This is a genomic window from Vibrio rumoiensis (assembly GCF_002218045.2).
In the GTDB taxonomy this organism is placed as follows: domain Bacteria; phylum Pseudomonadota; class Gammaproteobacteria; order Enterobacterales; family Vibrionaceae; genus Vibrio; species Vibrio rumoiensis.
The window spans coordinates 489,412-513,301 of sequence record NZ_AP018685.1 but is presented as its reverse complement, the minus strand read 5'-3'; the positions used below and the strand labels follow the sequence as shown (position 1 = coordinate 513,301).

Sequence of the window (23,890 nt, the reverse complement as noted above, 5' to 3'; positions counted from 1 at the left end):
AAAGGGAGCACCATAATAAGGAGAACAACCATGAGCTTATTAAAACTCATAAGCAAAGGGATATTAGGCGTCTTTTTAATAGGATCATTGTCTTTGAATACTGCTATGGCAAAGACACTTAAAATTGGCGTATCGGTACCCTCTGCGGACCATGGCTGGACCGCGGGCTTGCTTTGGTGGGCAGAAAAAGCCGCTAAAGACTTTAAAGCAAAAGATAAAGACCTCGAGTTTTACGTGGTCGCCGCAAGCTCAGGTTCCAAGCAAGTCGGTGATGTCGAAGACCTTATGATTAAAGGGATTGATGCACTTGTGATCTTGCCTCACAACCCCGCTACGCTACAAAAAGTCATCGAAGAGGCTTACAACAATAATATTTACACCGTTGTTGTCGATAGAGAGTTAGAAACACCGGCACAAAATGTCTTTATTGCAGGTGATAATGCGGGGCTTGGCCGAGTTAGCGGAGAATGGTTAGCCAAAGAAATGAATGGCAAAGGTAAAGTGGTTGTCATTGAAGGCATGTCTATCCCTATTAACAAACAACGTGTTGATGCCTTTAATGACGTTATCGCCAAACACAAAGGCATTGAGATCTTAGATAGCCAACCGGCAGATTGGTCAACTCAAAAAGCCTTAGCGGTAATGGAAAACTATCTCCAAAAACACCCTAAAATTGATGCAGTATGGTGCCAAGATGACGATATGTTAAAAGGCGTTATGCAGGCAATCAAAGAATCGGGTAGAACGGATATAAAAACCGTTTTAGGCGGCGCAGGCTCACAAGACATTCTAAAAATGATCCAAGCGGGGGACCCAGTCGTTCGAGCAACCGTGACCTATCCACCAAGCATGGTGGCTTCAGGGATTGGCCTTGCGATAACAGGACTCAAGCATGAAAACTTAGGCACCATGTATCACACCTCGCCTTCACGTGTCATTCTCGCAGCAGAGCTGATAGATAAAAGCAATGTAAGCGACTATATCGAAGAAGGTGCCGCTTATTAAGTCGTCACTATTTGATCGATATACTACATAAAACAAAGCCCCCAGCCACGACAAAGCGTCACTGGGGGCTTACTTTATTTTCTCGTATTACGGTCAGTAATTACGCAGCGGCTTTAATTGACTCAACCGGTGCAGCCACTTTCTTCTCACCAATAGGAAGAATAGTACGGCCAAACTCTAAGTTGATCACGGTAGCCATCGCTAGGTAAACCGCGCTTGAACCACAGAAGAGACCTACGATACCCGCAATGTGGCCAATGGTTGCATTACCAGTGAAATCACCAGCAGCAAGTAGGAAGAATAATAGCGTTAAGCTACCAAATACTACTTGCTTAGCCACTGGGTAACGAGCCAAGGTAGCAATAAACATCAAGCCAGTGAAGATGCCCCAGATCAATAGGTAAGAGGCTAAGAAATGCGCAGGCGTTGCTTCACCTAAACCCATTCCAGGCATTAAGATTAGGCCTACTAACGATAACCAAAACATACCGTAAGAAGTGAAAGCGGTTGTACCAAATGTATTGCCGTTTTTGTATTCCATGATACCAGCGATCACTTGCGCGATACCGCCGTAGAAAATCCCCATAGCAAGCACTACAGTTGTTAGTGGAAATAAACCTACGTTGTGTAGATTTAAAAGAATCGTTGTCATACCAAACGCCATTAAGCCTAATGGTGCTGGATTTGCTGGTTTTGTTGTAGTCGCGGTTGACATAGTATTACCTGATTAAAATATGAACTGGATTTTAAAAGCGGCGTATTATTGTCGATGGTTGATAGTTTGTAAAACGTTTTGTGGGATAAGTCACAAAAAACTAATTGAGGCCATAAAAAAGCCTGAACATTCAACGAAGCACATCGAATTCAGGCTTTATTTATTATTGAAATTTAATCGCGGTTATTAAATCACTTTTTTATCCAACCCTTCCGGCTCAGGCGTCGCGACGGCCTCTTTGGTTTCTAGGGGGTCATTTTCACTTTTAGGTTGTGGTGGCACTTTTAAAACAATCACTGGGCGAGTCATAAATAAATTATTCGGATATAACACTAAATCGCCATCAAGTGTACGAAGTTGGACATTCATGAAGCCCATCTCGGTAATTTCACCTTCCAAAAAGTTAGCACCATCAACCACTTTTACCCAGCGGCCAATACGACAATCATTTTGAGTAAATAAGATCAAAAAGCTTGTTAAATTACTCAGCAATGACCAGCCAGCAAATAAAGCCACGCCAAGCAGAGCAAACATGGATGAGCCAACCACCAGCAAACCTCTTAGCTCAATACCCCAAAGCATCAATAACAAACAGATCAAGATGATAGAAGTAATCGTATTGAGCAATAATCTTGCACGTTGTTTACGGTGAGGACTAATTCCCGCTTTCATCCCACGTAAAAATATCTTCGCGGGAATTCTGCGTAGCATAGGGTAAAAAATTAGCACTAGCGCGGTAATTAGCCATTTATAGTAGTCTTGGGTAAATACCAACCAGTCTTGTGATATTATCGACATTCATTATTTGCCTCAGTTGGATGCTCCTGTGCCATTGCTTTCTTCTGATAACGATTAGCCAGAACAGCACAATAAAATATTTGTAACGGATGATAGATCATGATCGGCAGTAATATCATGCCTAATCTAGGATCTGCACCAAAAATCACTTTCGCCATTGGCACGCCAGCAGCCAGTGTTTTTTTACTGCCACAAAAAACCGCCGCCACCTCATCTCCGTGATTAAATCCTAAAGTGCGCGCACCACGTACCATCAAATTAACCACACAAAACAATACCGCAACGCAAATCACAACGGACATAATGACATACTTAACCGAAAAACTATGCCAAATCCCTTCCGCGACGGAATCACTAAAAGCATTAAAAACAATCAGCAAAATAACGTACTTATCCAGCTTACTCACGACGCTTTTATGTTGTTCAAAATAACTCAGTAATACCGGTCTCAATAGCTGCCCTAACACCATAGGAAGCAATAGCATTTTAGATATTGCAATGACCGAAGCGGTAATATCGATTTCAGCCCCTTCTAACCCCATGAAAACTTGAATCAAGAAAGGGGTAATAAAAATACCAAGAATACTCGATAACGAAGCATTAAATATCGCTCCGGGCATATTTCCACGCCCAATGGCGGTCATAGCAACTGATGATGAAATAGTACTTGGTAATACAAATAAGAAACAAAATCCCAAAGCCAAAGCGCTCGGCATAAAAGCTAACATGCCTTTACCAAATATCACCCATAATAAAGGGTACAATATGAAGGTTGCTGATTGGATAAATAGGTGAAGACGCCAATTACTCATGCCATCTTTTAATGCTTTAGGTGAAAGGCCAATCCCATGTAAAAAGAAGACAAAGGCAATACCAAAAGCACTCACCTGGTCTAAAGACAGCACGCCACCACTTTTTCCAACTTGCGGAATAATAACGGCTAATCCCATTGCTGCGACCATTGCGGCGAGAAACCATTCCTTTTTCAAAACTCTCACTATACTTGAGATCATTCTATTCATGTCCTTTAACAATAAACTTGATAAAAACTTTGGAACTTCATCGCCATCGTATAAACTAAGGTGGTGCGTAGTCGTTGATTGTTCACCACATTATGTGATCTGTCACCCAGCGTAAAACATAATTGCCACAAAATAACATGTTGTTTTATATAAAATAACAACTGGCCTCGATAATCAATACGGACATATGTTTATCGAGAAATCATATATTCGACAAATTAAGCGAATAGGTAAAGGAAAAACAATGACATTAGATTATGTAGCCTTAGGCATACTTATCTTTGTGGTATTGGTGCTATTTTACGGCATCATCGTGATCCATGATATACCGTATGAGATATCCAAAAAACGTAACCATCCTCATCAAGATGCCATTCACGTAGCAGGCTGGGTTAGTCTATTTACTTTACACGTTTTATGGCCATTCCTATGGATCTGGGCCACATTATGGCGCGAAGATCGCGGCTGGGGCTTCAATAAGTTACAAGCTGAACAAGATGACATGCACCATAGAGTCGATGATCTTACGAATCAAATTGCACAACTGCAAAAACAGATTACCGAGTTAACCCCTCAAGCAAAACCCACCACAGAAACACAAGATAGCGCTAAAGAGGGTTCTAACTAATGGAAACGATTTTAATTCTAACCTATACCGCTTTCTGTATTGCGATTTTTAAAATATTCCGCATACCTCTTAATAAGTGGACGGTTCCAACCGCCGTGTTAGGCGGTGTCGTGCTATTGGGTTCAATCTTTTTAGCCATGAACTACTTCCAACCATTTACTCAATTGGGTGGTCAAATTTACAGTACCACTCCAATGGTGTCGAATGTTCGCGCTCGTGTTGTTTCTGTTGATGTTGAGCCAAACAAATTGGTTAAACAAGGTGATGTTTTAGTTCGCCTGGATGATACTCCGTTCAAAGCAGCTGTCGTTCAGAAAAAGGCCGCTTTAGCTGCTGCCAAACAAAATGTACTCGTCCTTGAAGCCGCTTACAAACAAGCCGCGGCCACTAGCGTACAAGCCTTAGCAGAACGCGATCGCTCGCAACGTGAAGCAACGCGTTATCAAAAAGGTTACAAACGTGGCGCGTTTACTTTGCAACAAGTGGACGATAAGCAACAAACAGCCAAAGGCGCAGAAGCAGCCTACCAAGCCGCGCTTTCTAATGAAAATGCTGCCAAAGCCGCTTATGAGTCGCAAATTGATGGTGTAAACACTTCAGTCGCAGAAGCACAAGCCGCCTTAGATAAAGCGCAGTTTAATCTAGATCAGACGATCGTTCGCGCACCAACCGATGGCTTCGTATCACAACTCGCGTTAAAACCGGGTGTCATGGCGGTTCCACTGCCGTTTAAGCCAATATTAACGTTTGTTACTACTCAAGACTCAAGTGAATTTGTCGCGGCATTCCGTCAAAATTCAGTTTTAAATATTAAGCCAGGTAACGAAGCGGATGTTATTTTCCGAGCTCTACCAGGTAGGTCTTTTAAGGCTGAAGTAACAGATATTCTTCCTGCCATAGCCGAAAGCCAAATCCAGGCGAATGGTGCACTGTTAGGTACCAATATGCTGCAAACTCACGGCCGCATTATGGTGAAGTTAAAACTGAAAGATGACATTTCTCACTACAACCTTCCAATGGGTACCAACGTTGAAGTTGCCGTTTACTCTGGTAACTTAGAGCATGTAGCTATTATTCGAAAAATCTTAATTCGAATGAAGAGCTGGCAAAACTACGTGTACTTCGATCACTAATATCGCTGTATCCCCCCTGCTCAAACACACAAAAGCCCCGATAATTCGGGGCTTTTTATCGACGATTTAACGCTCAATTATTCTGAACAAATTTCCGCTAACGTGCTTAAACGTTTTTGGGGATTAGCCACATAAGGGTTTGAAGTGTCCCAAGCATAGCCTGCTAGAATGGCGCTGATTTTTTTCTTTATGTCTGGGTTAGCGCTTTCAAAGAACACGACATTTTGGAATCGCCCATCATACCAGCCTTCTACATAAGCTCGGAAGGTATCCACCCCTACCATTAATGGCTCAGCATAATCTTTCTGCCAATCGACTGCCTCTCCATTAAATTGGCGAATTAAGGTTTCCGCAGCAAGTTCTGCCGACTTCATCGCAATGGTTACACCAGATGAGAAGACCGGATCTAAAAACTCTCCAGCATTGCCAAGCATTGCATAGTTGCTCGCAGAAAGATGCTTCACATTGGCAGAGTAGCCGCCAATCGTGCCACTCATGTGGCAAAAGTCGGCATTCTTAAATAATTGCTTTAAATGTGGTTCTTCAGAGGTTAACTGCTTTAACGCTGCAATTTCATCATCCGGATAAGCTCTAAAAAAGTCAGGCGTTGAGACGACACCTACTGAGCACACACCATTACTAAATGGAATCAACCAATACCACACACTCTTATTATCAGGGTGTACATAAATAGTAATTTTATCGCGGTCATAATTTAATTCAGCGGCTAAACTATCACTAATATTATCCGTAACATGAGTAAATAATGCACTACGTTGGGGTAAGTCAGAAGGAACTTCTAAATCGAGTAATCGAGGAAGGACACGCCCATAACCACTGGCATCCAAAATAAAATCTGCTTGAATTTGATAAGAATTACCAGCCTGATCGACGACGGATAATACTGGTCGTTTTGACGCAACATCCACCGCCGTTACCGTATGTTGATAACGGATCTCAACCCCTTGCTTCTGGGCTTCATCTGCTAATAATTTATCAAATGAAGCACGTTGAACTTGAAAGGTAGTGCCCTCTCCCGGAGTATACTTTTCCGTGAAATCAAAATGGGTGTATTGGCCTTGATAGCGAAATGCTGCGCCATTTTTAAATTGATAACCGGCTAGATTGACCGCTTCAAACATATTGGCTTTTTTTAAGCTCTCCATACACGCAGGCAGCAAGCTTTCGCCAATCGAAAAGCGTGGAAAGGTACTACGCTCAAGAACCACACAGCCGATATTTTGTCGATTTAAAATAGCAGCAGCGACGGTTCCTGAAGGTCCGGCACCAATGATCACTACCGACGTTTGTTGTAATGTACTCACGCTTAATTCCTATATAAATGTCAATAAAGCAATATTAATCCGCTTTAAGATGTAAAAGCGTGTGCCCAAGTCCGATATAGTCAATACGATTACTCACCACAAAACCGGCTTCTTTTACGATCTCTAAAAAATCATCACTACGATAAAAACGACTATTACCATTGGCTAAACACGTAAAATACAGCGAAGTCGCATTTAAGCTGTATGAGGCTGCTTCATAGCGTTGCGCATCCCAAAATAATTCAAGAATATACACATCGGCTTGAGGCTTCATGGCAGCACGAACTCGACGCAAAATACTAAGAATTTCCATCGGTGAAAAACAATCTAAGAATTGGCTCATCCACCATGCATCCGCACCTTGTGGCAACGCTTGTTGTTTATCCAGCAGATTGGCCGGAAAGAAATCGACGCGTTCAGAAAAACCATGTTGAGCAACATTCTCTTTAGCTAGTTCAATTTGTTGTGGCAGATCGACAATAGTAACCTTGACCTTTTCGTCATGTTGGCAACATTGCAATGTCCACTTACCAGTATTGCCACCAATATCAAAAATGCGTTTCGGTTGATTAGCAAAGATCTGCTTAAGTAAAACAGGAAAAGTATTATCAGAATAGAAATGATCAAACTTAAACCAACTCTCTTGCGCTTTTTTCGGCAAGCTAGATAACCCCTCATAAATCGTTGACCAATCCCCTAACTCTTTCAAGCCAGCAGGAGTGCCTTCTTTAATCGCTTCGGTGAGATGCATCATACCGGCATAACAAACATCAGCAGTAAAATCCATATTGGCAATAGTCATACCGTCGCTCAACAAAGAGTGGCCTAATTTAGCAAGTACATAATGCTCATCACGCCATGTCACGATATGTGCACTTAACGCCATATCTAATAACACTTTGACGCCATACTCTGATACTTCGGTCGCTTTAGATAGTTGTGCTGCGGTCATCCCTTTTTCAGGTTGGATTGCCAATTCAGACAAAACCCCAAGGTCACGTAACGTTCGAGCGGTGTGAAACACAATGGGAGAAAAGGCTAATTTTTGAGCTTCTGTTTTCGCTTCTAATGCTGAATAAGGGTCATGTTGATATTGTTTCAAAATCTAAAGTCCAAATTATGAATATCATCAAATAAGCCATATTGATGGCTTATTTGAATATTAAGAATAGAAATGCATGAATAAAATTGGATACAACTAGCATTTTTGTATCAATAAACAAACGAACAAGATAGCGCTTACATCAATAAAAATGTTATTTTTACATTTTGTTTCAGCAAATGGTATGAATCTGCATCAATGAACACAATTTCATTTAATATTGAGCAATGGCACGCACTCTCTCCAGGTCTAACAACGCCTGACGACTGGAAACGTTGTCGTTCAATTTATACACAAGAAAATGAAAGCGTCCAAGTTGAGGCGAATTTAATTCCTGCTATGATGCGCCGTAGAATGAGTCCGTTAAGTAAAATAGCCTTACAAACCGCGATTCATTTACAACAATCAAGCACATCAGATTTTGACTATCTTATCTTTTCAAGTCGTCACGGCGAACTACCACGTACTGTTGAATTGCTGCAACAAGTGCTGCAAGGTGAAGAAGCCTCTCCCATGGCCTTTTCTCAATCGGTGCATAACACCAGCGCAGGCTTATTTACCATTGCCACCAAAAGCCCAATTCCAGCAACCTCATTAGCGGGTTGTGAATCGAGTTTGCATCATGCTTTAATAGAGGCCAGTGCTTACTTATCCGAAAACCCGCAACATAAAATATTGCTGATCGACTTTGATGCGCCACTACCTAAACCTTATGACCAGTTTGAATCACAACCCATTCCACCACTTTATGCTTTAGGTTTAATTTTAGGGGCAGGCCAACAAACCCAATTGACTTGGCAGGCCAAGCCCGTTGCTAATATTGATTTCAAAGATCGTTCACAAACATTGGATGTCACTCAACATTTAGCGGATAACAGCGATAAATGGACAATTGAAGACTCGAGAAACCAATGGCAATGGCAGCGAGGTGATACGGAGTAATGGCAGGACGTTCACTGAGCTTTACTCAACGTTGTAATAAATACTGGCGAGTGATTGCTACGGGCAGTTGCTTTGTTATTTTTGGTATTGGCGCACTGTGTTTAACTTTCATCGTATTTCCACTGATGACGTGGACGACTCGTGATCAAAGCCAACGTGAAATGCGTGTTCAATCAATCATTCAGCATGCTTTTGATTTATTTTGCCGTACTATGAAGTTCACTGGTGCGATTGATTATCGCTTCGATAACGCTGAGCAAATGCAACAAGATAGGCATTGCCTAATCGTCGCCAATCACCCCAGCTTAATTGATTATGTGCTCATTGCCTCTCGCTTACCACAATGCGATTGCTTAGTGAAAGCCGCCATTTGGCACAATCCATTTATGAAAGGCATCGTCAAAGCCGCTGGGTATATCCCAAATCGCGATCCTGAAAGCTTACTTGATGACTGTAGCCAGCGACTAAATCATGGTAATGTTCTGTTGATTTTTCCGGAAGGTACTCGCACGACGCCTGGGCAAGCCTCAAAGCTACAACGTGGCGCAGCTCAAATTGCCGTGCGTACTCAAACGGATTTAAGGGTCGTTCACATCCGTGTCAACCCTGACTTTTTGACCAAGCAAAAGAAATGGTATCAAGTTCCTGATGTAAAACCTTTCTTTCATATTGAAGTAAAAAACAAAATCAAAGTCGATGAATTCATTCAAAACAGTGATTCTCCAACCACTGCAGCGCGTCAACTGAATCGACATTTATCGAGCGCTATTTTTCCCGATATCGCATAGATATAAATAACAAACTAATATTCAAATTACGGAAGTCACCACTTCCCGACCCAAGGTCATTAGCACGCAATCAATAAAGCGACAGCAAAGCGGCAAATTCAACGACCTTGGGGATATTATAATGAGTAAACCTTTTATCAATTTAGGCAGGTTAGAGTGGAACAACTACACAACGAATTAAAAGCATTAATTATTGAATCGTTAAACCTTGAAGACATTCAGGTTGAAGACATTGAAACTGATGCCGCTTTATTTGGCGATGGATTAGGGCTGGATTCAATTGATGCGCTCGAACTCGGACTTGCCATCAAGAAGAAGTACCATATCGTAATTGATGCTGACGATAACCAAACTCGTGAGCATTTTGCTTCCGTGGCCAACTTGGCCAACTACATCAGCAGCCAACAACATTAATTTAAGTAAACGTGACTATTATGACGCAAATAAACAGAGACGAAGTATTCAACAAAGTACAAGATGCTTTTGTTGAGCTATTTGAAATTGATGCTGATGACATCAAACCAGAATCAAAACTTTACCAAGAACTCGACCTCGATAGTATTGATGCGGTGGATCTTGTGGTTCACTTACAAAAGTTAACCGGTAAAAAAATTCAACCAGATGAATTTAAAGCCGTGCGTACCGTCAATGATGTGGTTGACGCCGTGGTTGAGTTACTCAAGGAAAAATAATGCGCGCATTAACGGCTTTATCTGCCCTACTGCTACTGGCTTACCCTTTAGCGGTTTATTACGGATTGAGCCGTTGGGGCATTGGTGTGATAGGTATTATCTTTGCCGCCCTATTTATGATTCGAATTGCCGCAGGTCATCAGACGAAACTCAAAGAGCTCAAGTACATTGCTTGGTTAAGCGGTGGCGCGGGAATGATTCTCACATTATGCGCCACAGTATTTCGCGAACACGGTTGGTTCACTTACTACCCGGTGGTGGTCAATCTTCTGATGTTCCTATTATTCTTTAGCAGCTTATATCAATCGCAAACGCTAATAGAACGACTCGCTCGCCTGCAAGAACCAGAACTTCCCGACAGCGGCGTTCTCTACACGCGTAACGTAACGAAAGTTTGGTGCGGCTACTTTATCATCAATGGCTCTATTGCACTTTATACCTGCTTCTTGCCACTGGAAATATGGACCTTATACAACGGCTTACTCAGTTACTTATTGGCAGGTTGCCTGTTTGCGGTGGAGTGGGTTGTCAGAGGTTATATCCGAAAATCTAACGAGCAATAGTCAACTCGTTAACATTACCGCCTTTTTTGTTCAGTTAACTATGGAAATGCCACCAGCATGCTGCCGTCTTCTTTTGTTCCTATTTCTCAAGTGATGAATGCCAACAGAGCCAACCAACACTCTGTCGCACATGAAGGCGTGAGTCTGCACAGCCAAGCCATTAGTTGGCAACAATTCCAACAAGATACGTATCAACTGAGCCAATTATTACAAACCCGCAGCGAATCGCGTTGGGCAATCTGCTTTGAGAATAGCTATTGGTTTACCGTGGCTTTTATGGCCGCTTGTCATAGCCAAAAACACCTGATTGTACCGGGTAATTTGCAACCAGCGGCCCTAGTCGAACTCTCTCAACACTTTGATGCAGTTTTGCATGATGAGGCGATTGATTCAGAGACTCTAGCGCCACATTTTACCTTTGATGTTCCCCAAATATTAGCTAATCAACCCGAGAAGAGCTTGCCTCAATTTGAAGATTTAGCCGATGTAGCAATCACCTTATTTACTTCAGGCTCCAGTGGTCAGCCAAAAGCCATCGATAAACCATTATCCATTCTTGAAAAAGAAGTGGCACAGTTACAAGCCACTTGGGGTGAATCGCTAAATGGTATCACCACGGCAAGTACGGTTTCTCATCAACATATTTATGGCCTTCTATTTCGCATTTTATGGCCATTGTCGGCTGGCAGAGCATTTCTGGCACAAGATTGGCAATATCCTGAGCAAATTATCGAGCATGCCGCTCAAAATCTCGTTTTAATCAGTAGTCCGGCACTACTCAAACGTTTAACACATGCTGATCCATCAAACCGTTATCGAGCCATTTTTTCATCCGGTGGTCCATTACCTCTTGATGCAGCTAAAACCTGCAATGCACTGTTCTGCGATTACCCACATGAAGTACTTGGCAGCACGGAAACGGGTGGCATCGCGCATCGACAACAGCACGCCAGCGACACACCTTGGCAAGCCTTTATTGGCACTCAAATTGATGTGAATGCCGAACAATGTTTAAAAATCAAATCACCTCTGGTGGATATAGACAATTGGTATCAAACCGCCGATCAATGTGAATTAGTCGATAAACAACATTTTATTTTGAAAGGTCGCGCAGATCGAGTGATTAAAATAGAAGAAAAACGCATATCATTAAGCGAAATTGAGCGACGATTAAATCAGCTGGAAGAGGTGGCTGAAGCCGCGGTGATCTCATTTCAAGAGCCTAAACGTTTAATAACAGCGGCAGCCATTACCCTGACGGCAACCGGGCACGCCAAGCTTGCTCAATTAGGTAAAGGCAAATTTGTACTGATGCTACGCCAATCTTTGCATCAATGGATTGAACCCGTGGGTATTCCACGCCGCTTTCGCATGGTTGATGAAATTCCACTGAATACGCAAGGCAAGCGATTAATCAGCAACATTGAGCAACTCTTCCACTCAGAATCGAGAAGTAAATAACATGACCGTGATGAGAAAACCGACTCTAATTAAGCAGCAGATAGCTGAAAATAGCGTGACGCTTTGGCTACAAGTTGATGGTGAAATCGAAGACTTTAAAGGGCATTTTCCTCAATTTCCTTTATTACCAGGAGTGACTCAAATTGATTGGGCAGTCTATTATGCTCAACAGCTTTTCGATTCACCAAAATCCTTTCAAGGAATGGAGGTGATTAAGTTCCAAGAGCCGATTTTAAAAGACGCACTCGTCAAACTGGCTTTAACTTGGCATGCTGATAAACAAAAGCTGCACTTTAATTACACCTCAGAACAAGGTGATGAATCGCACACTCATTCATCTGGACGAATCTTATTAGGTTAAAGGAACGGCGTCTTAATATGACTTCATTTACACCTTGCTTTGTGATCCCTTGCTATAACCATGGCTCAACGATGGCCAGCGTTATCGCCTCACTACAGCCTTTTGGTTACCCGATCATCGTGGTCGATGACGGTAGTGATAACACCACTAAAGCTACTTTAACGATCTTGAGCGATACCGAAAACCTTACCCTACTCACCAATCCGGTGAATCAAGGGAAAGGCGGAGCCATGATTTTAGGCTTACGAGAAGCACACCGCTTAGGCTTTAGTCACGCCATTCAAATTGATGCCGATGGCCAGCACGATCCAGCGACCATTCCACGGTTAATTGAAGCCTCACAAACCAATCCTAAGCAATTAATCTCAGGTCGCCCTATCTATGATGATTCAGTGCCTAAATCGCGTCTTTATGGCCGCTATGCCACTCATATCTGGGTCTGGATTGAAACCCTGTCATTGCAACTCAAAGACAGCATGTGTGGCTTCCGATCTTATCCTTTAGCCTCAACCATCGACACGCTTAATCAATACTCGCTAGGGTTAAGAATGGACTTTGATACTGAGATTATGGTCAAAATGTACTGGCAAGGTATCGACTGCCAGTTTATTGAAACCCACGTCGTTTATCCTGAAGATGGCATTTCTCATTTTGATGCCTTACACGACAATATCCGTATCAGCAAAATGCATACTAAGCTATTTTTTGGCATGCTGCCGCGTATTCCTAAGTTGCTCGCACGCCATTTCACAACGTCACCCGATAACCTTCAATCAAACTCTGAGCAAGCGACTCACTGGGCGAAAAGCAAAGAACGAGGCACAGTGTTTGGCATTAAACTCCTCATGGCCGTTTACTCGCTACTTGGACGCTCAGTCTTTAATGCCATTCTAAAACTGGTGATTGGTTACTATCACAAAACGGGTAAGCAAGCGCGACTCGCCTCTGAACAGTATATTCAACAACTTGAACTTTACTGCCGCGAACGCCATCACCCGTTAGCTTCACCACTGTCTAGCTACCAACACTTATTATCATTTGGCCAGACTATGTTAGATAAACTGGCTGGCTGGCGCGGCGATATTACTCGTGATGACCTCACCATTCATGGTCAAGAGCACTTTGAACGCGTCATCGGTAATCAACAAGGCATCGTGATTTTAGGCTCACATTTAGGCAATCTAGAACTTTGCCGTGCAATGGGGCGCTTACGCACCAACGTAACCATCAATGCGTTAGTGTTTACCGAGCATGCTGAACGATTTAATAAAGTGATGGAAGCGATCAACCCTGACTCTTCGATCAACCTTATTCAAGTGACTACGCTCGGGCCAGATACCGCCATTTTATTGCAACAAAAGCTTGAACAAGGAGAGTGGGTGGTGATTGTTGGTGATCGAACGTCTGTCACCAAAGAACAACGCGTGATCTGGGCAGATTTCCTCGGCAAACCAGCGCCTTTTCCACAAGGCCCTTTCATGCTGGCCAGCGTATTAGCGGCACCAGTGTACTTATTGTTTGGCCTGCGTGATGAACAACAAAGCCAACAACGCCCGAGTTATCATGTCTATTTTGAGCCGTTTGCTGACCAAATTGTGCTGCCAAGAAAACAGCGTATGCAAGCATTGCAAAGCGTTGTCGAGCAATACGCCGCACGCTTAGAGCACTTCACCTTACAAGCGCCATTACAATGGTATAACTTTTTTAATTTTTGGCAGCTTACTCGCCAATCGCCTGTCGAAACCGTAAGCAACACCCACAATAATAAAAATAATTCTATTGAGCCCAATAACCGCCAAAGTGAACACAATGACCAATCAAAATCGCAATAACAGCAGCATAACTTTCGGCGCGCAACGCCTGACTATTGAAGATGTTATGGCTATCGCTCAAGGTAGTCTGGCACAAATGAACAACAGTGACGCTTTCACCAGCAAAATCGATCGTGGTGTGGCTTTTTTAGAACGTCTACTGCAACAAGAAGGTGTGATCTATGGTGTCACCACCGGTTATGGTGACTCTTGCACCGTCGCCATTCCCATGAATTTGGTCGATGAACTACCACTGCATTTAACCCGTTTTCATGGTTGTGGTTTAGGTGAGCATTTAGATGAGCAACAAGCTCGCGCGGTACTGGCCACTCGATTGTGCTCCTTATCTCAAGGCGTTTCTGGGGTCACCCATGAACTGCTTAACCAAATCGTTACCTTAATCAATCAAGGCATCACACCGCTGATTCCGCAAGAAGGCTCGGTCGGGGCTAGTGGTGATTTAACGCCATTGTCCTACCTAGCTGCCGTTTTAATTGGTGAACGTGAAGTGTTATATCAAGGCCAAGTTCGCCCTACTGCAGACGTGTTTGCCGAACTCAATATTCAGCCTATCAAGCTCAAACCAAAAGAAGGGTTAGCGCTAATGAATGGCACTTCCGTGATGACGGCGCTAGCCTGTATCGCGTTTAAACGTGCTGAATATTTAGCCCAGCTTTCCACACGGATTACCGCCATGGTATCCCTGGGTATGCAAGGTAATGACTTTCACTTTGATGAAGCGCTATTTGCGGTCAAACCTCATCAAGGTCAACAGCAAATTGCCGCTTGGTTGCGTGCTGACTTACAAGCCGAACGCCCACCGAGCAACAGTGATCGTCTACAAGACCGTTACTCATTACGCTGTGCCCCGCATGTGATTGGCGTACTGCAAGATACTTTGCCGTGGTTACGTCAAATGATTGAAAATGAACTTAATAGTGCCAATGACAATCCAATTATTGATGGTGATAACGAACGCGTACTGCATGGCGGCCATTTCTATGGTGGTCATATTGCGATGGCGATGGATACCTTAAAAACGGCCGTTGCCAACCTTGCCGACCTGCTTGACCGCCAAATGGCGCAGTTGATGGATTACAAATTTAACAACGGACTACCATTCAACTTAACCGGCGCAACCGGGGAACGTAAGCCGATTAATCACGGATTTAAAGCCGTACAAATTGGCATTTCCGCATGGACCGCAGAAGCACTTAAAAACACTATGCCCGCCAGTGTGTTTTCACGCTCAACCGAATGTCATAACCAAGATAAAGTCAGCATGGGCACTATTGCTTCCCGTGACTGTCTGAGAGTATTACAGCTCACCGAACAAGTTGCCTCTGCATCGTTATTGGCTGCCACACAAGCCATTGAACTGCGTAAACGTAATAATGAATTGGATCAGCAACACTTTAGTCCAGCATTGAAAAACATGCTTGAAGCAATACAAAAAGACTTTGCGTTTGTGGCTGAAGATCGCCCATTAGAAGCGGATTTACGTCAGTTTGTTGCTAAGATCCAGCAGCAAGAATGGACGTTGTATTGATCTTCGTGGCTCGAGAACTCGTACGCTTCGCTCTTGTTACTCGAGAAGCGAAGCGCTCAAGACTCGAGCAGCGTAGCGTCCTAAACACGTAAACACTTATGGTAAAAAGCATGGAATATAAAGCATTATCCGCCCAAGTCACCATGACCCCTTCTTTCCAAGATGCGGATCCGATGGGCGTGGTCTATCACGGTAATTATTTTCGTTTCTTTGAAGAAGCACGCCGAGTCATGCTCGATAAAATTGGTTATAACTACCGTGAAATGCAGGCTTCGGGTTATATGTGGCCGATTATCGATACTCGGGTTAAATACATCAAACCGATCCCATTTGATTTGACCGTGCGAGTGGAAGCTAAATTGACCGAGTGGGAAAACCGCCTAAAAGTCGATTACGTGATTTACAATGCGCAAACCAATCAACGCTTAACCAAAGGCTACACCATGCAAGTAGCGGTCTGCATTGAAAGCGAAGAGATGTGCTTTGTGTCACCGAAAGCCTTCACCGATAAACTCGCCGCCTGGAGTACGAATGAAAATAATGTCTAAGCTAGCCAGCCTAAAACTCAGTGGAAAAGGTATTTATGGTCTAGCGCTAATGGTGTGTGCTTGGTTGTTTTTAATTCAAACCAGCCAAGCGGCGACCAAAGATGATGACAATCTAGCACAACTACAACAGCAGCTCTCGAGTCATCAAATTGTGCGTGGCGATTTTACGCAAACTCGCCACATGCAGATGTTTGATGCGCCCTTAGAATCACAAGGTCACTTCTTGCTCTCAAGCCAGCAAGGATTGTGGTGGCAACAAGCGACTCCTTTTGCCACCTCGTTAGTCTTAACTCAAGAAACGCTAAGTCAGCAAGTCGGCTCGGGCCCTGCGCAAGTCATCAAAGTCGGTGATAATCCAATGGTGTTTTATTTTAGCCATGTCTTTTTATCGTTATTCCAAGGGGATACCGACACCTTGCAGCAACAATTCGATCTGCAATTAAACACCACTAAAAACAACCAATGGGTTTTATCCTTAACGCCAAAATCGGCACCGCTAAATAAAGTCTTCAGCCAAATTAACATTGAAGCAAAGGATTATATTAATCGTATCGAACTCATCGAAATTCGCGGTGATCGTACCGAGATCGCGTTTAGCAATCAAACTCATCTCCCTCGTGATTTATCTGCGGCTGAACAAGCCATCTTTGGACAATAGATATTTTGATGCTCACTCGCTTTACTCAACATACCAAACCAAAACCTCTCGCTTTGGTATGGCTCGCGGTCATGCTGATTTTAATCGGTGTATTGTTGACGCAATTATTTGGTCGATCGCTACCGATCGAGACCAACATCATGGCATTGCTGCCTAAAAATCAACAAGATCCCAGTCCGCAAGTTGCCTTTGACCGAGTAACCTCTAGCATGAGCGACAAAGTCATCTTTTTGATCTCAAGCCCGGATCAAGATAAAGCCGAGCAAGCCGCACAACAATTTGAAACTCGCTTAAAGCAGTTATCTTTATTCAAACAAGTGGACGGGAAACTGGCGCAAGATGCTCAACAAGCGTGGGGGCAGTTTTTCTTTCCTTATCGCTTTCAATTACTCACGCCGACACAACAACAAAGATTAGCCAACTCACCACAATCTCAAACGCAATATGTGATCCAATCGGTATACAGCCCATTTTCTGGGGTGAGTGGCAATGAACTCAATAGTGATCCTTTTTTATTATTTCGCGACTATCTCAAACAGTTAACGTCCCACTCTGGTAATTTTCGTTTATCCAACGGCTACTTAACCACGGAATATCAAGGTCAGCAGTACGTACTGATCAGCGCGGATCTCAACGGGTCGGCTTACAGCATGTCATTACAAGATCAACTGACTGAGTTATCTCAATTGGAACAAGATCTAAAACAAGCATTTCAACAAGATCAGATTGAAGTCCTTCACACCGGTGTGATCTTCTACGCCGCTCATGGTACTCAAAGCGCAAAGAGCGAAATCAGTACCATAGGCGTTGGATCATTGATAGGCGTGATTTTGCTGATTTTATTCGTCTATCGCAGCATGATGCCTTTGAGTTTAGCTCTGCTTTCCATCAGTTGTGGTCTGGTCGCGGCATTTGTTATTACCGTCCTGATTTTCGGCAAAGTCCACTTATTTAGCTTAGTGTTTGGCGCAAGCCTCATTGGGGTGTCGATTGATTATGCCTTCCACTACCTTACCGACCGTTTGGCCGCAGGCTCGCGCTGGAACGCCGTAAAAGGGTTGCAACATATTTTTATCGCCATTAGCTTGGGGTTAGTCACCAGCCTAGTTGGTTACCTCGGCATGCTCATTGCGCCATTCCCCGGCTTACAACAATTAGCGCTATTTTCTGCCATCGGTCTGTTTGCCGCTTACGCAACCGTGGTGTGCTGGTATCCAATATTAGCCGCAGCGCCCAGCGTAGATCGCGCGTTACCTTTTACCCAAGTGCTCACGCTATGGTTGTCGTTGTGGCAGCAATCTAAAATGCGCATCATCATTCCCTCTGTATTAGCCATCGCTGCGGGCATTGTTGCGTATCATGCTCACTACAATGATGATATTCGTCAGCTGCAAGCAATGCCTGATAATCTCAAACAGCAAGAACAAACCATAAAAACCATTTCAGGCATTCAAAGTGATCAACAAATGCTGTTGGTACGCGCTGCCAATAGTGATGCATTATTGGATAAATTACAGAACGTCTCTATTCAACTCGAACAGCAAATTCAAGCGGGGAATTTAACCGGCTATCAAAGTATCAGCCAGTTTATTGCCAGCCCACAGCAACAAAAGCACAATTTCGAATTAACTCAGTCACTCTATCAATCGCAGAGCCAACCTTTAGCTCAAGCATTAAAATTAAAGCAAAAGCCTGAGCTTGATTCTCCATTTAACGCGGTCACGATTGAGCAGTTTGTTCATTCGCCGATTTCAAAACCGGTACGCTTTATGTGGTTAGGTGAGATAGAAGGACAAGCTTCCGCGATTATTACTCTCAATGGTGTGCATAATAACCAAGCCATTGCGACTTTTGCTGAGCAACAACCGGATGTCAGTTATCTCAATAAAACTCAAGAAATCTCACAGCTGTTTGGTTTATATCGTCAACATGTCACACAATTATTAGCATTAGCGGCCTTTGCCATTTTACTATTAGTGTCATTACGCTACGGTTTAAAGCAGGGTATATTGATTGTACTCCCGCCTATCATCGCAGGAGCTGTAGGCATTGCCGTCACGGTACTCACGGGAAGCTCTCTCAATTTATTCAACTTATTGGCGCTGATTTTAGTACTCGGAATTGGCATTGATTACACTTTGTTTTTTGCTGAACAATCATTTAAACCGCATGCGGAAAATAACTTAGCGTTAAAGCGAAATACCACATTGCTCTCGATTAGCTTATCTGCGCTGACGACCATTCTGTCTTTTGGTTTACTGGCATTAAGCGCGACTCAAGCGATTCACAGTTTTGGCATCACCGTGTTATTTGGCATTATTATCAGTTGGTTATTAGCACCATTGGCCATGAAGCCATCACACGTCATCGATAAGGAAAGCCAATAATGAATCATGTAACGAGAATATTCAGCATTCTATTGGCGATGGCACTTTCCGCTTGTTCGACGCCATCACACACCGAAAAATCAGACAATAATGCTGATAATAATCAAGTGCAACTCGCCGAGAATACTTGGGTGACGTTGCCTCAACCTGCTGAACTGGGTTATCGCCTAACCGCCAGTCAATTGCTCAATGTGCGCTATATTGATCAAACGAAAAAGGCACAAAGCAACCAATTGCCGATCCAATTACAAATCACTCAAGATAAGCTAGTACTGGCTGGTTTCTCATCTTGGGGCACCCGTTTACTCAGCTTAACTTATCAAGACCATCAATTAGATACTTATGTGATGGCCGGGCTTGGCAATACTCTACCTAAGCCTGAACAGGTTTTGTTTAATTTGATGATCACTTTATATCCATTGGAAGTATGGCAGCCTCGATTGCAACAAACCGGCTGGGTACTGACTGAACAGCAAACCCAAAACGCCAAACAAAGAAAGCTGATTGATCAGCATGGTAAACTGATTGCAGAGATTAATTATGCGTCGATTGACCCACTCAAAGGTGACATTACTTTTATTAATCACGCTCTAGACTTCACCATTGTGATAAAAACCTTACAATACCAACAAGATTAACCGTCTCGTGTTGACTTAACAAAATATTGCCCAAATAAGGATCATTACACTAATGCTAAAACCGCCTAATCCTCCTCTGTATATTCATGCGTGTGGCTCTCACTCCGCATTAGGTTGGACAGCAGAAATGATCCATGGGCATTTACGCCAATCTGATACACCCAATATGCAAGCCAGCTGTGATTGGCTCAATGATGGTAGTGAAACGGTGGTTGGAATGGCGAACGGTCCACTGCCGACCATCGATGTGCGCTTTGCTCATCAAAATACCCACAATAATCGCCTTGCACTGTCAGCATTACTGCAAATTGATCGCACCATCAAGCAAGCCACAGATCGTTATGGTTCAGATAGAATTGCGGTGATCATCGGCACCAGTACCTCAGGCATTGCCGACGGAGAACATGCTCTGACGGAATGGCAACAAACTGGCAAGTTACCCGCAGGTTTTGATTATCACCAACAAGAAATGGCTAATACCAGCCGATTTATTGCGGATTACTACGGTATAACCGGACCAAACTACACCATTTCAACCGCCTGTTCATCAAGTGGTCGAGTATACCTTTCCGCCCAGCGCTTATTGAAAGCAGGTCTAGTGGATGCGGTGATTGTGGGGGGGAGCGATACCTTATGTAAGCTAACCTTAAATGGTTTTTATGGACTTGAAGCATTATCGCACCAACGTTGTAATCCTTTTAGTGCTAATCGTGATGGTATCAATATTGGTGAGGCTGCCGCTTTTATGCTACTAAGCTTAGACAAGCCGGATGCTAATCAAGATTGTTTAGCCTTATTAGGCGCGGGTGATAGCTCTGACGCGCACCATATTTCAGCGCCCCACCCTGAAGGCAATGGTGCCGAACAAGCAATGCGCAAAGCACTGACTAATGCCGGACTCCAAGCAAGTGATGTTGGCTATATCAATGCTCATGGCACCGCCACTAAACTCAATGACCAAATGGAAGCCAAAGCCATCGAGCGAGTTTTCGGCAATCAAGTCCCCGTAAGCTCAACCAAACCACTTACTGGTCATACATTAGGCGCGGCGAGTGCCATTGAAGCGGCAATTTGTTGGCATGTATTACACTATCAATTGCCGATACCAGCGCAAATTAATGATGGCGATTGCGATGAATTTACCATTCAATTAGCCAAGCCCGAGCACCATTTAACCCGGCCAGTCATTTTAAGCAACTCGTTTGCTTTTGGTGGCAATAATGTCAGCCTGATTTTTGGATACCCGAATGACTGAAATAAATGCTTCTTCACTGCCTGATATCAAAGACTTAGTCCCACATGCTGCACCAATGATCTTGGTGGATAAGTTAATTTCTGTCGATGAACAAACCATTCACACTCAAGTGATGATTAAAACCGATGAGTTGTTTTTTAACGCCGAAGCCCTAAGCGTGCCCGGTTATGTTGGCATTGAATACATGGCACAATCCATCGCCGCTTGGTCTGGCTTTCAAGCTTGGCAAAAAGGCCAAGTGCCTTCGGTCGGTTTTTTATTAGGAAGTCGCCGCTATCAAAGTGAGTGTTCTGAATTTCCGTTGGGCGAAACCTTAGATATCCATGCCGAGCAAGTAATGGAAAACAATGGCATGGCGGTGTTTCAATGCCGCATCGAAATCCAAGGGCAAGAAATGGCGAATGCACAACTCAATGCCTTTGTGCCCTCTCCCGAACAACTAAACGCTATGCAGGCACAATAAACCTGCACATCGTCGATAAAAAAGGAAAAACAATGTCCCGACATGTTCTCGTTACTGGCGCAAGTAAAGGCATAGGCCAAGCCGTTGCGATCCAATTGGCTCAAGATGGGTTTGATGTTGTGGTTCACTACATGAGTGACCAAGCTGGCGCTGAACAAACTCAAGCCACCATTCAACAAGCCGGTGGCCAAGCAAGATTACTGCAGTTTGATATTAGCAACCGCGATCAATGTCATGAAAAAATCGAAGCAGATATCGAGGAATATGGTGCGTATTATGGCGTCGTCAGCAATGCGGGTATTACTCGTGATACTGCATTTCCCGCAATGATGAGTGACGAATGGGACAGCGTGATTCATACCAATTTAGACAGTTTTTATAACGTCCTTCATCCTTGTGTGATGCCAATGGTACAACTACGCAAAGGTGGCCGCATTATCACCATGGCATCGGTTTCTGGCATCATGGGCAATCGTGGCCAAACCAATTACAGCGCCGCCAAAGCCGGCGTGATTGGTGCGACCAAATCGCTCGCCTTGGAATTGGCTAAGCGTAAAATCACGGTGAACTGTGTGGCTCCGGGGTTAATTGATACCGGGATGGTCGATGAGCACGTTCAAGAGCATGCGCTCCCGCAAGTGCCGTTACGTCGAATGGGCAAACCCGAAGAAGTCGCGGGCTTAGTGAGCTATTTAATGTCGGATAATGCCGCTTATATTACGCGCCAAGTCATTTCAGTTAATGGAGGTTTAGTATGAGTCGTCGTGTTGTGGTGACAGGCATGTCAGGGGTCACGGCATTTGGTAATGATTGGCAAGCGATTGAGCCAAAACTAAAAGCTTGTGAAAACGCCGTGCAGTTTATGGAAAGCTATGTCCAATACGATGGCCTAAACACCAAGCTTGCCGCGCCAGTATTGGATTTTGAACTTCCGAAACATTACACCCGTAAAAAGATTCGTGGCATGGGTCGAGTATCTCAAATGGCGACCCTCGCTTCAGAAAACGCGTTACTCCAAAGTGGTTTATTAACCAATGATGGTGAAAAACATGAGGTACTGACCAATGGCCAAACTGGCGTGGCTTACGGTTCATCAACTGGTAGCACTCCCGCTATTGGTGCATTTGGCGTGATGCTCAATGAAAAATCGACTCGCGCCATTACCGCCACCACTTATGTACAAATGATGCCACATACTTCCGCGGTCAATGTCGGCTTATTCTTTGGTTTGCGTGGACGCGTGATCCCAACTAGCAGTGCATGTACCTCTGGTAGTCAAGCGATTGGCTATGCTTATGAAGCGATTAAGCATGGTTATCAAACTGTGATGGTAGCCGGTGGCGCCGAAGAACTTTGCCCAACGGAATCCGCGGTTTTCGATACCCTCTTTGCCACCAGTTTAAAAAATGATGCGCCGAAAACCACCCCACGTCCTTATGATAAAGATCGAGACGGCCTCGTGATCGGTGAAGGCGCTGGCACTCTAGTGCTTGAAGAGTATGAACATGCCGTTGCTCGTGGTGCGACCATTTATGCTGAAATCGTGGGCTTTGCCAGTAATTGTGATGCCGCGCATGTCACTCAACCACAAATGGAAAACATGCAGCGCTGCATGGAACTTGCGCTGGAAAATGCCCAGCTTTCTCCAAGCGTGATTGATTATGTCTCAGCTCACGGCACCGCCACTGATCGTGGTGACATTGCCGAGAGCCAAGCCACCTTCAATGTCTTTGGTAACCAAACACCAATCAGCTCTCTTAAAAGCTACTTTGGCCATACCTTAGGCGCTTGTGGTTCGATAGAAGCCTGGTTGAGCTTGGAAATGATGCATTCAGGATGGTTTAATCCAACATTGAATCTAAACAACATTGATCCTGAGTGTGGCGATTTAGACTATATTCGTGATCATGGTAGAGAAATAAACTGCCAATATATTATGAGTAATAATTTCGCTTTTGGTGGTATTAACACCTCGATTATTTTTAAGCGTCATTCTCACTAGCTTGCAACGATAATCCCTTTTATTCAAAACCATTGACCCTAGAC

The 23,890-nt window shown here is 43.8% G+C and carries 25 protein-coding genes; 20 read left to right on the top strand and 5 right to left on the bottom strand.

Annotation, left to right across the window (positions count from 1 at the left end):
* The first annotated feature begins 30 nt into the window (after positions 1-30).
* The gene (locus tag VRUMOI_RS02325) at positions 31-1,005 is read left to right on the top strand and encodes a substrate-binding domain-containing protein (protein WP_089138281.1); all 975 of its coding nucleotides are present in this window, start codon (positions 31-33) and stop codon (positions 1,003-1,005) included.
* A gap of 100 nt (positions 1,006-1,105) precedes the next feature.
* Here the strand turns inward: VRUMOI_RS02325 and VRUMOI_RS02320 are convergent, their stop codons facing one another.
* The 3 genes from VRUMOI_RS02320 to VRUMOI_RS02310 form a co-directional block, all read right to left on the bottom strand.
* Positions 1,106-1,720, bottom strand: coding sequence for an acetate uptake transporter (locus VRUMOI_RS02320; RefSeq protein ID WP_089138282.1), 615 nt, complete (start codon positions 1,718-1,720; stop codon positions 1,106-1,108).
* 186 nt (positions 1,721-1,906) lie between these two features.
* A complete protein-coding gene (locus VRUMOI_RS02315) occupies positions 1,907-2,518 on the bottom strand; it encodes a mechanosensitive ion channel domain-containing protein (RefSeq protein WP_089138283.1) in 612 nt (203 codons plus the stop codon).
* A complete protein-coding gene (locus tag VRUMOI_RS02310) occupies positions 2,509-3,531 on the bottom strand; it encodes a bile acid:sodium symporter family protein (RefSeq protein WP_089138284.1) in 1,023 nt (340 codons plus the stop codon). The genes VRUMOI_RS02315 and VRUMOI_RS02310 overlap by 10 nt, the downstream gene beginning before the upstream one ends.
* A 253-nt stretch (positions 3,532-3,784) precedes the next feature.
* On the opposite strand from VRUMOI_RS02310, the gene VRUMOI_RS02305 reads away from it, so the two are divergent.
* Positions 3,785-4,168 carry a DUF3302 domain-containing protein gene (locus VRUMOI_RS02305; protein ID WP_089138285.1) on the top strand — a complete coding sequence of 128 codons (384 nt, stop codon included), beginning with the start codon at positions 3,785-3,787 and terminating at the stop codon, positions 4,166-4,168.
* On the top strand, positions 4,168-5,301 hold the full coding sequence (locus VRUMOI_RS02300) for an HlyD family secretion protein (protein WP_089138286.1): 1,134 nt from the start codon (positions 4,168-4,170) through the stop codon (positions 5,299-5,301). Before VRUMOI_RS02305 ends, VRUMOI_RS02300 begins: the two co-directional genes overlap by 1 nt.
* 77 nt (positions 5,302-5,378) lie before the next feature.
* Here VRUMOI_RS02300 and VRUMOI_RS02295 read toward each other — a convergent pair whose 3' ends face one another.
* Both VRUMOI_RS02295 and VRUMOI_RS02290 read right to left on the bottom strand, forming a co-directional pair.
* Entirely contained in the window at positions 5,379-6,626 is a 1,248-nt protein-coding gene (locus VRUMOI_RS02295; protein WP_089138287.1) for an NAD(P)/FAD-dependent oxidoreductase, read from the bottom strand.
* 34 nt (positions 6,627-6,660) lie between these two features.
* A complete protein-coding gene (locus VRUMOI_RS02290) occupies positions 6,661-7,728 on the bottom strand; it encodes a methyltransferase (protein WP_089138288.1) in 1,068 nt (355 codons plus the stop codon).
* 198 nt (positions 7,729-7,926) lie between these two features.
* Between VRUMOI_RS02290 and VRUMOI_RS02285 the strand changes: the two genes are divergently transcribed.
* From VRUMOI_RS02285 to VRUMOI_RS02205, 17 genes are all read left to right on the top strand, one after another.
* Positions 7,927-8,670, top strand: a complete 744-nt coding sequence (locus tag VRUMOI_RS02285) for a beta-ketoacyl synthase chain length factor (RefSeq protein ID WP_089138289.1) — start codon at positions 7,927-7,929, stop codon at positions 8,668-8,670.
* The gene (locus VRUMOI_RS02280) at positions 8,670-9,458 is read left to right on the top strand and encodes a lysophospholipid acyltransferase family protein (protein ID WP_089138290.1); all 789 of its coding nucleotides are present in this window, start codon (positions 8,670-8,672) and stop codon (positions 9,456-9,458) included. Before VRUMOI_RS02285 ends, VRUMOI_RS02280 begins: the two co-directional genes overlap by 1 nt.
* A 156-nt stretch (positions 9,459-9,614) precedes the next feature.
* On the top strand, positions 9,615-9,872 hold the full coding sequence (locus VRUMOI_RS02275) for a phosphopantetheine-binding protein (protein WP_089138291.1): 258 nt from the start codon (positions 9,615-9,617) through the stop codon (positions 9,870-9,872).
* Positions 9,873-9,892: 20 nt separating this feature from the next.
* Positions 9,893-10,150 (top strand): acyl carrier protein, encoded by a 258-nt coding sequence (locus tag VRUMOI_RS02270; protein ID WP_089138292.1) that lies wholly within the window; start codon positions 9,893-9,895, stop codon positions 10,148-10,150.
* Positions 10,150-10,713 carry a COG4648 family protein gene (locus tag VRUMOI_RS02265; protein WP_089138293.1) on the top strand — a complete coding sequence of 188 codons (564 nt, stop codon included), beginning with the start codon at positions 10,150-10,152 and terminating at the stop codon, positions 10,711-10,713. The genes VRUMOI_RS02270 and VRUMOI_RS02265 overlap by 1 nt, the downstream gene beginning before the upstream one ends.
* Positions 10,714-10,770: 57 nt before the next feature.
* On the top strand, positions 10,771-12,174 hold the full coding sequence (locus VRUMOI_RS02260; protein WP_089138294.1) for an AMP-binding protein: 1,404 nt from the start codon (positions 10,771-10,773) through the stop codon (positions 12,172-12,174).
* 1 nt (position 12,175) lies between these two features.
* Positions 12,176-12,535 (top strand): ApeI family dehydratase, encoded by a 360-nt coding sequence (locus VRUMOI_RS02255; RefSeq protein WP_089138295.1) that lies wholly within the window; start codon positions 12,176-12,178, stop codon positions 12,533-12,535.
* Positions 12,536-12,552: 17 nt separating this feature from the next.
* Positions 12,553-14,367: a glycosyltransferase family 2 protein gene (locus VRUMOI_RS02250; RefSeq protein WP_089138296.1), complete on the top strand. Its 1,815-nt coding sequence runs from the start codon at positions 12,553-12,555 to the stop codon at positions 14,365-14,367.
* Positions 14,345-15,895, top strand: a complete 1,551-nt coding sequence (locus tag VRUMOI_RS02245) for an HAL/PAL/TAL family ammonia-lyase (protein ID WP_089138297.1) — start codon at positions 14,345-14,347, stop codon at positions 15,893-15,895. The genes VRUMOI_RS02250 and VRUMOI_RS02245 overlap by 23 nt, the downstream gene beginning before the upstream one ends.
* Positions 15,896-16,005: 110 nt before the next feature.
* The gene (locus tag VRUMOI_RS02240; RefSeq protein WP_089138298.1) at positions 16,006-16,443 is read left to right on the top strand and encodes an acyl-CoA thioesterase; all 438 of its coding nucleotides are present in this window, start codon (positions 16,006-16,008) and stop codon (positions 16,441-16,443) included.
* A 49-nt stretch (positions 16,444-16,492) separates the two neighbouring features.
* Entirely contained in the window at positions 16,493-17,101 is a 609-nt protein-coding gene (locus VRUMOI_RS02235; protein ID WP_408646262.1) for a LolA family protein, read from the top strand.
* 8 nt (positions 17,102-17,109) lie between these two features.
* Complete coding sequence (locus tag VRUMOI_RS02230) at positions 17,110-19,488, top strand: MMPL family transporter (RefSeq protein WP_089138300.1); 2,379 nt, start codon at positions 17,110-17,112, stop codon at positions 19,486-19,488.
* A complete protein-coding gene (locus VRUMOI_RS02225; RefSeq protein ID WP_231897479.1) occupies positions 19,488-20,126 on the top strand; it encodes a DUF3261 domain-containing protein in 639 nt (212 codons plus the stop codon). The genes VRUMOI_RS02230 and VRUMOI_RS02225 overlap by 1 nt, the downstream gene beginning before the upstream one ends.
* Before the next feature lie 52 nt (positions 20,127-20,178).
* On the top strand, positions 20,179-21,381 hold the full coding sequence (locus VRUMOI_RS02220) for a beta-ketoacyl-[acyl-carrier-protein] synthase family protein (RefSeq protein ID WP_089138301.1): 1,203 nt from the start codon (positions 20,179-20,181) through the stop codon (positions 21,379-21,381).
* The gene (locus VRUMOI_RS02215; RefSeq protein ID WP_089138302.1) at positions 21,374-21,844 is read left to right on the top strand and encodes a hotdog family protein; all 471 of its coding nucleotides are present in this window, start codon (positions 21,374-21,376) and stop codon (positions 21,842-21,844) included. The genes VRUMOI_RS02220 and VRUMOI_RS02215 overlap by 8 nt, the downstream gene beginning before the upstream one ends.
* Before the next feature lie 32 nt (positions 21,845-21,876).
* A complete protein-coding gene (locus VRUMOI_RS02210) occupies positions 21,877-22,602 on the top strand; it encodes a 3-ketoacyl-ACP reductase FabG2 (RefSeq protein ID WP_089138303.1) in 726 nt (241 codons plus the stop codon).
* A complete protein-coding gene (locus VRUMOI_RS02205; RefSeq protein WP_089138304.1) occupies positions 22,599-23,846 on the top strand; it encodes a beta-ketoacyl-ACP synthase in 1,248 nt (415 codons plus the stop codon). The genes VRUMOI_RS02210 and VRUMOI_RS02205 overlap by 4 nt, the downstream gene beginning before the upstream one ends.
* Positions 23,847-23,890 lie beyond the last annotated feature (44 nt).

Bases quoted from the DNA above. Each gene is read 5' to 3' on its own strand.
- VRUMOI_RS02325 (WP_089138281.1), top strand. From the start codon at position 31: ATGAGCTTATTAAAACTCATAAGCAAAGGGATATTAGGCGTCTTTTTA.
- VRUMOI_RS02320 (WP_089138282.1), bottom strand. From the start codon at position 1,720: ATGTCAACCGCGACTACAACAAAACCAGCAAATCCAGCACCATTAGGC.
- VRUMOI_RS02315 (WP_089138283.1), bottom strand. From the start codon at position 2,518: ATGTCGATAATATCACAAGACTGGTTGGTATTTACCCAAGACTACTAT.
- VRUMOI_RS02310 (WP_089138284.1), bottom strand. From the start codon at position 3,531: ATGATCTCAAGTATAGTGAGAGTTTTGAAAAAGGAATGGTTTCTCGCC.
- VRUMOI_RS02305 (WP_089138285.1), top strand. From the start codon at position 3,785: ATGACATTAGATTATGTAGCCTTAGGCATACTTATCTTTGTGGTATTG.
- VRUMOI_RS02300 (WP_089138286.1), top strand. From the start codon at position 4,168: ATGGAAACGATTTTAATTCTAACCTATACCGCTTTCTGTATTGCGATT.
- VRUMOI_RS02285 (WP_089138289.1), top strand. From the start codon at position 7,927: ATGAACACAATTTCATTTAATATTGAGCAATGGCACGCACTCTCTCCA.
- VRUMOI_RS02280 (WP_089138290.1), top strand. From the start codon at position 8,670: ATGGCAGGACGTTCACTGAGCTTTACTCAACGTTGTAATAAATACTGG.
- VRUMOI_RS02270 (WP_089138292.1), top strand. From the start codon at position 9,893: ATGACGCAAATAAACAGAGACGAAGTATTCAACAAAGTACAAGATGCT.
- VRUMOI_RS02265 (WP_089138293.1), top strand. From the start codon at position 10,150: ATGCGCGCATTAACGGCTTTATCTGCCCTACTGCTACTGGCTTACCCT.
- VRUMOI_RS02260 (WP_089138294.1), top strand. From the start codon at position 10,771: ATGCTGCCGTCTTCTTTTGTTCCTATTTCTCAAGTGATGAATGCCAAC.
- VRUMOI_RS02255 (WP_089138295.1), top strand. From the start codon at position 12,176: ATGACCGTGATGAGAAAACCGACTCTAATTAAGCAGCAGATAGCTGAA.
- VRUMOI_RS02250 (WP_089138296.1), top strand. From the start codon at position 12,553: ATGACTTCATTTACACCTTGCTTTGTGATCCCTTGCTATAACCATGGC.
- VRUMOI_RS02245 (WP_089138297.1), top strand. From the start codon at position 14,345: ATGACCAATCAAAATCGCAATAACAGCAGCATAACTTTCGGCGCGCAA.
- VRUMOI_RS02240 (WP_089138298.1), top strand. From the start codon at position 16,006: ATGGAATATAAAGCATTATCCGCCCAAGTCACCATGACCCCTTCTTTC.
- VRUMOI_RS02235 (WP_408646262.1), top strand. From the start codon at position 16,493: ATGGTGTGTGCTTGGTTGTTTTTAATTCAAACCAGCCAAGCGGCGACC.
- VRUMOI_RS02230 (WP_089138300.1), top strand. From the start codon at position 17,110: ATGCTCACTCGCTTTACTCAACATACCAAACCAAAACCTCTCGCTTTG.
- VRUMOI_RS02225 (WP_231897479.1), top strand. From the start codon at position 19,488: ATGAATCATGTAACGAGAATATTCAGCATTCTATTGGCGATGGCACTT.
- VRUMOI_RS02220 (WP_089138301.1), top strand. From the start codon at position 20,179: ATGCTAAAACCGCCTAATCCTCCTCTGTATATTCATGCGTGTGGCTCT.
- VRUMOI_RS02215 (WP_089138302.1), top strand. From the start codon at position 21,374: ATGACTGAAATAAATGCTTCTTCACTGCCTGATATCAAAGACTTAGTC.
- VRUMOI_RS02210 (WP_089138303.1), top strand. From the start codon at position 21,877: ATGTCCCGACATGTTCTCGTTACTGGCGCAAGTAAAGGCATAGGCCAA.
- VRUMOI_RS02205 (WP_089138304.1), top strand. From the start codon at position 22,599: ATGAGTCGTCGTGTTGTGGTGACAGGCATGTCAGGGGTCACGGCATTT.